Source organism: Amedibacillus sp. YH-ame6, from assembly GCF_053848845.1.
In genome coordinates, this window is sequence record NZ_JBSPEZ010000030.1 from 21,972 (window position 1) to 32,552 (window position 10,581).

10 protein-coding genes are annotated in these 10,581 nt (G+C 36.2%); 9 read left to right on the plus strand and 1 reads right to left on the minus strand.

Annotation, left to right across the window (positions count from 1 at the left end):
* Nucleotides 1-5: 5 nt before the first annotated feature.
* Genes ACWG0P_RS14455 through hxlB form a run of 4 tightly spaced genes read left to right on the plus strand, consistent with a single transcriptional unit; the run spans nucleotide 6 to nucleotide 4,823 of the window.
* Nucleotides 6-2,093, plus strand: coding sequence for a BglG family transcription antiterminator (locus tag ACWG0P_RS14455; RefSeq protein WP_455802335.1), 2,088 nt, complete (start codon nucleotides 6-8; stop codon nucleotides 2,091-2,093).
* A complete protein-coding gene (gene fucO, locus ACWG0P_RS14460; RefSeq protein ID WP_455802336.1) occupies nucleotides 2,090-3,244 on the plus strand; it encodes a lactaldehyde reductase in 1,155 nt (384 codons plus the stop codon). Before ACWG0P_RS14455 ends, fucO begins: the two co-directional genes overlap by 4 nt.
* A gap of 9 nt (nucleotides 3,245-3,253) precedes the next feature.
* Nucleotides 3,254-4,246, plus strand: a complete 993-nt coding sequence (locus tag ACWG0P_RS14465; RefSeq protein WP_455802337.1) for a dihydroxyacetone kinase subunit DhaK — start codon at nucleotides 3,254-3,256, stop codon at nucleotides 4,244-4,246.
* A 13-nt stretch (nucleotides 4,247-4,259) separates the two neighbouring features.
* Complete coding sequence (gene hxlB, locus ACWG0P_RS14470; protein ID WP_455802338.1) at nucleotides 4,260-4,823, plus strand: 6-phospho-3-hexuloisomerase; 564 nt, start codon at nucleotides 4,260-4,262, stop codon at nucleotides 4,821-4,823.
* 60 nt (nucleotides 4,824-4,883) lie between these two features.
* Here the strand turns inward: hxlB and ACWG0P_RS14475 are convergent, their stop codons facing one another.
* Nucleotides 4,884-5,684 carry a DeoR/GlpR family DNA-binding transcription regulator gene (locus ACWG0P_RS14475; protein ID WP_455802339.1) on the minus strand — a complete coding sequence of 267 codons (801 nt, stop codon included), beginning with the start codon at nucleotides 5,682-5,684 and terminating at the stop codon, nucleotides 4,884-4,886.
* A gap of 182 nt (nucleotides 5,685-5,866) precedes the next feature.
* Here ACWG0P_RS14475 and ACWG0P_RS14480 point away from each other — a divergent pair, with 182 nt between their 5' ends.
* Genes ACWG0P_RS14480 through ACWG0P_RS14500 form a run of 5 tightly spaced genes read left to right on the plus strand, consistent with a single transcriptional unit; the run spans nucleotide 5,867 to nucleotide 10,556 of the window.
* Complete coding sequence (locus ACWG0P_RS14480; RefSeq protein WP_455802340.1) at nucleotides 5,867-7,120, plus strand: zinc-binding dehydrogenase; 1,254 nt, start codon at nucleotides 5,867-5,869, stop codon at nucleotides 7,118-7,120.
* An 18-nt stretch (nucleotides 7,121-7,138) separates the two neighbouring features.
* Complete coding sequence (locus ACWG0P_RS14485) at nucleotides 7,139-7,999, plus strand: sugar phosphate isomerase/epimerase family protein (protein ID WP_455791607.1); 861 nt, start codon at nucleotides 7,139-7,141, stop codon at nucleotides 7,997-7,999.
* A 24-nt stretch (nucleotides 8,000-8,023) separates the two neighbouring features.
* Complete coding sequence (locus ACWG0P_RS14490; protein ID WP_455802341.1) at nucleotides 8,024-8,899, plus strand: class II fructose-bisphosphate aldolase; 876 nt, start codon at nucleotides 8,024-8,026, stop codon at nucleotides 8,897-8,899.
* A 12-nt stretch (nucleotides 8,900-8,911) separates the two neighbouring features.
* The gene (gene nagB / locus ACWG0P_RS14495) at nucleotides 8,912-9,628 is read left to right on the plus strand and encodes a glucosamine-6-phosphate deaminase (RefSeq protein WP_455802342.1); all 717 of its coding nucleotides are present in this window, start codon (nucleotides 8,912-8,914) and stop codon (nucleotides 9,626-9,628) included.
* A gap of 13 nt (nucleotides 9,629-9,641) precedes the next feature.
* Nucleotides 9,642-10,556, plus strand: coding sequence for a cupin domain-containing protein (locus ACWG0P_RS14500; protein WP_455802343.1), 915 nt, complete (start codon nucleotides 9,642-9,644; stop codon nucleotides 10,554-10,556).
* The last annotated feature ends 25 nt before the right edge of the window (nucleotides 10,557-10,581 follow it).

Sequence of the window (10,581 nt, forward strand, 5' to 3'; positions counted from 1 at the left end):
CGAATATGGAACATTGTATATACTCTCGGAGGCTTTTACAAATCATGGATATTATTTCATGTGGTGATGATTACATCTCTATCGGTGATGTAGCTAAAAAACTACATGTCAGTAACCGTACAATCATTCGTGAGCTAAAAGATACAGATTATATTTTCTCCCAATTTGATTTAACCTTAACATCCAAAAAAGGTTTTGGTTATAAAATCATTGGAGAACAGGAGAAGAAAAAAGAATTTATCAACTATATACAGGATGAATTAAAACATCTTGTGGCCAATAGTCCTGAACTTCGTAGAGAGCGTTTGTTGTTGGAGTGTTTACAACGAAGATCTATTGATAAACTTAGTTACTTTGCCTATTTGTTCAATGTTTCAGAAGGAACCATCAGTAACGATTTAAAAACCATTGAAGAATGGTTACATAATCAAAATTTAACGATTAAACGAGGCGTTTCATCAGGGATTGAGGTTGTGGGAAGTGAAGAGGATATCCATCGCGCAAAGGCGAATTTTCTTCATGCTCAATTGGTGAAGGAAAATGTAGAAGAGTATATTCATAACAATACGAATTTTGATGAATTGGAATATTTCAATCGTCATAACGATGATGAAAATAGCATTATGAATCTTTTAAATAAAGAGATTTTATATTCTGTAATTACAACCCTAAAAGATATTAGTGTGATACTACTCAATAATATTACGAGAAGTTCTTACTTAGGACTTATTATTCATATGACGATAGCTATTGATCGTATAAAAAAAGGTGAAACTATTGAAATGGCACAACATATCTTTGAGAAACTTCGTAAAGATCCATTGTTTCCACTTTCAAAAGAGTTCGCACATTATTTTGAAATGTCACAAAATATTGTGTTTCCAGATGAAGAAGTTGCCTATATTTTAATGCATTTAAAAGGTACACGTATTCGAGTACCTATGCAAGAAGTAGCGGAAATGGACGATGTAAAGGATGAACACGAGTGTACACAAATAGTAGAACAATTAATATTAAACTTTAGTAAATTGGTGGATTATGATTATACGGAAGATGAAGACTTGTTCGCTGGTTTGATGGCACATCTAAAACCAGCACTTAATCGTATCTCTTATGATTTAAGTATACGAAATCCACTCTTAGACCAGATAAAGGATCAATTTAATGAAATGTTCGAACTTACAAAAAAGACATGTGGCTTCATTAAAGATACCAAAGGAAATAGTATTTCTGATCATGAAATTGGATATCTTACACTTCATTTTGGAGCTGCTGTAGAACGTTCCAAAGCTCTTATGCAAAATGAAAACAAACTCAATATAGGTGTTGTTTGTTCTAGTGGGGTAGGGATTAGTGTTCTATTGGTATCTACCTTAAAAAGCAACTTTCATCAACTAGGTGAAGTAGTGGCACTTTCTATAGAACAATTAGAACATTTATATGAGTACAAGGATTTAGATGCGATTGTCACAACCCTCACAATCGATAAAGAAATATCACTCCCATATGTTCAAGTGAACCCTCTTCTAGAAGAAGAGGATATTTCCAATCTCAATCGTTTATTTAATCAAATTAAAGCTGAAAAACGCGTAAAAAATATTCAAGCTTTCAATGATGATAAACATCGTGAAAGTCTCGATGTTTCGCTGTTTGAAGAGGCACGTTTAATACAATTTATGTTTTCACTTACAAAGGGACAATTGATACATAATATTGTACGTATTCTTGATGAACCAACATCCATACGTAAGGAATGTGTCAAAGCCATTATGGAACGAGAAAAATTAGGAGAAGTATATTTAGAAGAGAAAGAGTTTGTGTTATTCCACTCAAGTATTGCTTCTATTCATAGACCCTATATTATTTTCTTCCGTTTCCAAAATGGAGCGCAGATAAGCGATTTTAAAGAAAAAATATCCGTTGGTTTAATGATTTTGATTCCAAAACCAGCGAAAAAAATTGAACGTATAACACTTGGTAATATATCTTATCAAATATTACAAGATGAAACATTATTGCACGTTATTCGTTCAGCTAAAGAAAAAGAAATCATCCAATATTTAAAAGATACTATGAAGGAGGATCAAGTGTGAAACGCTTTATATTAAATGAAACTAGTTATCATGGTTATGGTGCGATAGAAGGTATTATCTTAGAAATAAAGCAACGCAACTTTAAAAAGGCTTTGATTGTTACAGATGAAGATTTAGTAAAGTTCAAAGTGATCAATAAGGTTACAGATTTAATGGATAAAGAAGGTTTTCCTTATGTCGTATATGATGGCGTAAAAGCGAACCCAACTGTAGATATGGTGAAGGAAGGGGTAGCGATATTTGCACAAAATGCATGTGATTACCTGATTGCTATAGGAGGGGGTTCCCCACAGGATACAGCAAAGGGGATTGGTATCATTACCAACAATCCAGAATTTGGTGATGTTCTTAGTTTAGAGGGAACAGCTGAAACAAAACATAAAAGTGTTCCAATGATAGCGGTAGCGACAACGGCAGGTACTGCAGCTGAAACTACCATCAACTATGTTATCACGGATACAGAAAAACGCCGAAAATTTGTATGTGTAGATCCACATGATATTCCTGTTGTAGCGGTTGTAGACCCTGATATGATGAGTAGTATGCCTAAGGGATTAAGTGCTGCTACTGGTATGGATGCTCTTACACATGCAATTGAAGGGTATATTACAAAAGATGCATGGGAATTATCGGATACCCTGAATTTAAAGGCAATTGAACTTATTGCGAAACATTTAGGAAAGGCATGTGAAAATGATCCAGTTGCTAGAGAGGCGATGGCACTTGGACAATATATGACAGGGATGGCATTCTCAAATGTTGGGTTAGGTATTGTACATAGTATGGCTCATGCTTTAGGTGCGTATTATAATACTCCTCATGGTATTGCGAATGCTGTATTACTTCCTTATGTTATGGAGTTTAACAAAGATGCTACAAACGAAAAATACCGTGATATTGCATATGCTATGGGAGTGGAAAATTGTCAAACTATGGATAGTGATACTTATCGTAAGGTAGCCATCAAAGCTGTGAAAGAATTATCTACTTCCATTGGTATACCACAAACGCTATCTGAAATTAATGTGTTAGAAAGTGACTTGAAAGAATTAAGCGAATTGGCTTATAAAGATGTATGCACTGGAGGGAATCCAAGAGAATGCAGTGTTGCGGATATCCTTGCTATTTATCAAAGTGCGATGGGAAAGTAGGGGAATACTATGCAAAGATTTGTAAATGATGCAAGTCAAGTAGTGGAAGATATGTTGAAAGGGTTTGTTGATGCCCATGAGTATATTGCCTTGTCGAAATCCAATCCTAAAGTTGTGTATTATAAAGATGAACCTCAAGGCAAAGTTGGACTTGTAAGTGGGGGTGGCAGTGGACATGAACCTGCTTTCCTTGGTTATGTAGGAAAACACATGCTAGATGCTGTGGCGGTAGGGGAAGTGTTTTCTTCTCCAACAGCAGTTGCATTTCATGATGCTTTTCTACATGCAGACAAAGGCGCAGGAGTAGCTTGCTTATTTGGAAATTATGCAGGAGACAACATGAATGTTAAGATGGCAATCGACATGGCAGATGATGACGATGTGTGCGTGAAATATGTTGTTGCTTGTGATGATATTTCATCATCTCCAAAAGAAACAAAAGAAAAAAGACATGGTATAGCGGGTGGCATGTTGATGTGGAAGATTGCAGGGGCAAAAGCAGCGATGGGTGCTGATTTAGATGAAGTGATTCGTATAGCTCAAAAGAGTGTTGATGCAACAAGAAGCATATGTGTAGGCTTATCTGCTTGTACAATTCCTGCTGTGGGTCATCCTAACTTTCATATAAAAGAAGGATGCTATGAATTTGGAATTGGACATCATGGTGAACCTGGGATGGATGTACGTGCTATGTGTAGTGCCCATACGATTGTAAATGAAATGATGGACAAGCTTCATGAAGATATGCCATTACAAAAGGGCGATGAAGTTGCTGTGATAGTTTCGGGGTTAGGTAGTACACCACTTATGGAACAATACATTTTATATGGAGAAGCGAGTGCTTATTTAAAAAATAAGGGTATAAAAATATACGAACCTTTTGTTGGGAATTATGTAACTTCACTAGATATGAATGGCGTAGCCATTACCATATTAAAACTTGATAATGAATTAAAAGAATTGTTGGATTATGAAGCGAAATGTCCAGCATTTACAAAATAGGGAGAGGTACGATATGAGTGTAAAACAATATACAAATGCAATAGTAGATGAATTAAAATATAATGCACAATATTTAGAAGATACACAATTGACAAAACTAGTGGATGCTATTCAAGAAGCAAGGCATATTTTCACTGCAGGAGCTGGTCGCTCTGGTGTAGCTATGAAGGGTTTTACGAATCGGTTGATGCACTTAGGGTTATCTATTAGTATGTTTGGAGAGATTTCCTCTCCTCATTCTCATGCAGGAGATTTACTGATTATTGGTTCAGGGTCAGGAACAACAGAAAGTTTAGTTGCTCTCGCTACAAAAGCAAAAAAAGCAAAAGTCAAAATTGCTTTGATTACGATGGACGATGAATCACCAATTGCTCAAATGGCAGATGTGGTTGTTGTGCTTCCTGGAGTTTCACCAAAGTTGGCTCACAAAGGGATTACTTTAACTTCCATACAACCTATGGGAAGTGCGTTTGAACAAATGTCATTTCTCACATATGATGGAGTTATTTTAGAACTTATGGAACGTATGCATGAGACAACAGAAACAATGTTTCCAAGACATTGTGACTTTGAGTAATTATAATATCAATTTATATGCAAAACCCACCCTATGAAGTTAAGGTGGGTTTCATTTCATTTATAAGCCTTTTTCCAGAATATAAGAGCGCATCTGTTCAAGTGTATGAATGACTTTGATATTATGTACATCACACAAGTCTTGAATATGTTTTTTAAAGGGGCGATCTGTGATAATAACATCGATATGATCATTTGCTAATTCAAGGTAAGGGAAACTTTTCCCTATTTTTTTATAATCAAGTAGCACGATGGTATAATCAGCATTTTCATAGAAAGCTGTTTTTAATTCTGCTTCATTATGATCATAATTGAATATTCCTTTTTCCGGATGAAAACCAGGGGAAGAAATAAATGCATATTTCGCATGAAATTTACGGATATAATCCACAGTACCAAATCCATAAATACTTGTACGTTGGAGTTGATAAGAGCCACAAGTGATTTGAGAGTTAATCGTATCATTTGCTGCTAGGATTTTTGCATTATCTACTCCATAAGTGAGTACAGATAGGTGCTTTAATTCCACCATTTCACGAGCAAGACAAAAACAAGTACTACCGCTATCCAAGAAAACACTATCACCATCGTGAATCAGTTTAATGGCAAGTTGCGCAATTTTGCGTTTTTCATCTATATTTTCTTTTTTTCTAAAACTAAAAGGCCAATCTACTGTATCAGGATTCACAAAGGAGGCTCCTCCTCGTGTACGTTTTAGTGAACCTTCTTTGGAAAGTTGAGCTAGGTCACGCCGTATGGTTGGCTCGCTTACAAAGATAGCTCTTGCAAGCTTTTCTACACTCATATAATGTTGTTGTTCTAAGAGTTCAAGAATCTTTTTTCTACGCTCATCGCTTATCATAAGAGACTCCTTTCGATGTTGATCAATACTACCTTTATTATAAGCGAAAACTTCGTTTAATCAAAGAAATTGATTGAAATATGACAAATATTCATCTTTTTTTGATCATTTGTCATCATTTCCGCCATCTATTTACTTTATAAAGCGAAATGATAAACTGAACCCATAGAGAGGTGTTGTATATGAAAACAAAAGCAGTGCGTTTGTATGGAGCAAATGACATTCGATTAGAAGAATTTGAATTACCAAGTATTCAAGAGGACGAAATCCTTGTGAAAGTTATGAGTGATAGTTTATGTATGTCAACCTACAAAGAAGTGACACAAGGTGCAGGACATATCCGAGTACCAAACGATGTAAACAAACATCCAGTAATCATTGGACATGAGTTCTCTGGAGATATTGTGGAAGTAGGCAAGATGTGGCAGAAAGAGTATCATGCTGGAAAGCGATTTGCTTTGTTGCCTGGAATACCAGATCAAATGGAAGCACCAGGTTATTCGTATGAATATCTTGGAGGGGATTGTACCTATGCAATCGTACCGAGAGATGTCATCGAAAAGAAGTGTTTCTTTGAATTGGAACTAGACAGTTATTTTGAGGTATCTGTAGTAGAACCACTATATTGTGTGATTGGTGGTTACAATGCCAACATACATACTGTATCAGGCACGCATCAACCAGTTTATTCTAACAAGGCAGATGGTAATTTAATTATTCTTGGAGGATGTGGACCGATGGGAATTATGGCAATCAATTATGCACTTGCTAAAGAAGGAAAACCAAAACGTGTGGTTGTAACAGATATAGATGATATTAAATTAAAACGCACACAACGTCTAATTGATGAAGAATACGCAAAGAAATGCGGAGTGGAATTACATTATATTAATACATCTAAGGTTGAAAATGAAATCGATGAATTGATGGGGATTACACAAGGGGAAGGATATCATGATGTCTTTGTGTATACACCAATCAAATCCGTATCAGAAACAGGAAATGCAATTCTAGCATTTGATGGATGTATGAATTTGTTTGCTGGACCTGCGGATAAGACTTTCAGTGCCACAATGAACTTATATGATTGCCATTATCGCAATACAAAAATTATCGGTTCTAGTGGAGGATTACGTGAAGATTTTGTAGAATCATTAGAATTGATTCGTGAGAAGAAAGTAAATCCAGCACTCATGATTACGCATATTGGAGGAATTGATAGCGTTGTAGAAGCGACAACACAATTACCTAAGATTCCAGGTGCTAAAAAACTTATTTATACACAAATTGATTTGCCACTTACTTCTATCGATGAATTTGAAGAATTAGCAGAAGAGAGTGAAATATTCAAACAATTATATGAGTGTTGCGAAAGACACAATGGTTTATGGAATCCTGAAGCAGAAAAGATTTTATTATCTCATTTAATGAAATAAATAGAAAGGAAACTCATTATGAAATTTGGTGTAGACACCTTTATTTGGAGTGAAGTATTCTCCAAAAAAGATTTATGGGTGATTCAAAAAGCAGATGAACTTGGATTTAAAGTCATCGATATTGCGATTGCACACCCTGAAACATTTCCAACAGAAGAAGTAATCAATGAATTAGCAAAAACGAAGTTAGAAGTAGTTACGACAACAACCTTAGGTGCAGATACGAATTTGATATCAGAAGATGCTTCTATACGTAGAGCGGGAATTGCCTCCCTTAAAACTCTAGTGGATATCAACAAGGCCTTAGGATCTAACATCCTTGGTGGTGTAAATTATGCTGGATGGGGTTGCTTAAGTGGGAAACCAAGAACTGAGATAGAGTGGAAACATTCTGTGGAAGCGATGCGAGAAGTCGCTCAATATGCGAAAGAAACATATCCAGAGTTACGTATTTGTGTAGAACCAGTCAATCGATTCGAAACACATTTTATCAACACTGCAGAAGATGGAGTTCAATATTGTAAGGATGTTGGTACTGGTAATATGGGTGTCCATTTGGACTGTTTCCATATGATACGAGAAGAAACAAGCTATCGTGAAGCGGTACAAACATGTGGAAAAGAATATCTTGGTTATGTTCATGTTTGTGAAAATAATCGAGGAATTCCAGGTACTGGATTAGTACCATGGGTTGAGTTCTTCACAGCTCTTCATGACATTGGGTACAACGGACCATGTGTAATTGAATCTTTTGATCCAAGCTTTGAAGAGTTGAATGCAAATTGTGCAATTTGGCGTAAATTTGCGGATACAGGAGAAGAATTGGCAGTACAAGGTCTTGCGAACCTTACCAAAATTGCAGATGAACTAGGTTACTAGAAAGAAAAGAGGAGGAATGTAACAATGTTAGTAAACATGAAACAGATTTTAGAAGAAGCAGAAAAAGGGCAATATGCGATTGGATGTATCAACACACCAAACTTAGAAACATTAAGAGCGGTCGTAGATGCAGCAGAAGAATTAAACGTACCAATTATCATAGACCATGCACAAGTACATGATCCATTGATTCCAATTGAATCCATTGGGCCACAAATGGTAGCTTATGCAAAACAAGCGAAAGTTCCAGTGTGTGTACATTTGGATCATGGTAGTGATTACAACTTTGTAATGCGTGCCATTCGTTGTGGCTTTAGTAGTATTATGTATGATTTAAGTGCTCTACCATTTGAAGAGAATATGGCAAAACTAAAAGAGTTTACAAAGATTGCTCATGATTTAGATATCACAGTAGAAGCAGAATTAGGGATAATGACAAGTACAGAAGAAGATTCACATGGTGGTGAAGTTGTTGGATGGACACATGAAACAATCAAGATGACATTTACAGATCCAAAACAAGCGGCACAGTTTGCAGAAGAAACAGGCGTGGATGCACTTGCTGTATGTTTCGGTACAGCGCATGGAATTTATGCAGAACCACCACTACTAGATATTGAACGTGTAAAAGAAATTCGTAAGTTGATGCCAAAAGATTCACGTGTGGTAATGCATGGAGGAAGTGGAGTTGATGATGATCAAGTGCGTGCAGCAATTAGCGCAGGATGTTCAAAAGTTAACTACTACAGTTATATGGCAACCGCATGTAGCAAACATATTCAAGAATACTTGAATGAACGAGATGGAAAAGCCTTCTGGCACGAAGTAGAAGAAGAAAGTTATACATTCATGAAAGAATACGCAAAACAAGTATTATCTGTATTCAAGAATGGGAAATAAGTAGGTACCTATATGAATGTATATGTAATGGATAGTTATGACGATATGAGCGAAAAAGCTTTTACCATTGTCAAAGAATTTATCACAAACAAACCAAACGCAGTATTAGGCTTATCCACTGGTGGAACACCTATTGGATTATATGAAAAGATGATTGAAGATTATAAAAACCAAGGGACAAGCTATGCGAACTGTATATCTTACAACTTGGATGAATACGTAGAAATTGATCCGAAACATCCAGAATCCTATGTATCCTTTATGCATCGTACACTTTTTGATCACATTGATTTAAAACCTGAAAATATTCATATGCCTTCTGGCAGTACTCAAGGCGATTGTGATGCGTATGAACAAGCATTGAAAAGCACAACGCTTGATTTACAAATCTTAGGAATTGGCTCTAATGGACATATTGGGTTCAATGAACCAGGAACACCATTCGATATGGAAACACATATCGTAGCATTAACGGAAAGTACACGTAAAGATAATGCACGCTTCTTTGATAACGATATGAAACAAGTGCCACATCATGCGATGTCTATGGGAATTGCCTCTATTATGCGCTCTAAGAAAATCATCTTACTCGCTAGTGGAGAAAACAAAGCTGATGCAATTGCCCAACTTGTAAATGGTATAAAATCAGAAGCATGTCCAGCTACCGCCCTGCAAGCACATGATGATGTAACTATTATTGTTGATAAAAGTGCTGGCTCAAAACTATAAGGAGAAAAAAAGAATGGCAAAATTATTTGATATCATGGGAAACTTCCCATTTAAAGTAGAAGACAAGAAACCAATGTTGATTCGTAAACAGGATTATTCCACTGCTTTATATCCACCAAACAATGCATTTACATCCGATAACACATTTACGATGGTAACTACAGATACCTTTATGCTTGGTATTTATGAATTAGGCCCAGGTGGTGTATTTGCACCATTGGATATTCATCCAGGAGATGAATCCTATTATATCTTAAATGGTCCTGTACTACAGCGTAGTGGAAATGGACAGTTTGCGTATTTGGAAACTGGAGAAGGTTTGTTCATGCCAGAAGGAGCGTGGCATTGTTGTCATAACTTCTCAAATGAAAAAGCAAGAATCCTATATTTCATCACACCAAAGGCATGGAGTGAACAAATTCCACCAGCAGTCATTCCAAGAGATGAAGAAACAAAATTCTATAAAGGAGTAAACAATGCGAACTTGCCAGATATGCGTGATAAAATCCAAGATATCTCTCGTCAAGGTTGTACAGATGATATTGGTTCATGGCCTGTAGATCCAAGTGAAGCTAGAAAAACAGGTGCAGTATACGCGGTACGTGATTTTGAAAAACTCAACAATGTACATGGTACAAAGCATCCAATGCTCATGCGTTTTATCACAAGTAATGACTATGGTCATTTTGGAGAGTTTATATTACCAGCAGGTGGATATGGGCCAAGATGTTCCGACCCTGATACACATGAGGGTGATGCCGCAATATATTGTGTGGAAGGTCCAGTGACTGTTAATCTTGTGGATTTAGAAGAAAGCTTTGTCTTAGAATGTGAAGATACCTTCTTTATTCCAGCAGGTGTTAAATATCAGTTAGTAAACTTTGAAAATCATCCTGTGAAAACGGTATTCGCAATTACGAAGCTGTAGGTGAGTGAGCGAACCGTAACATAAA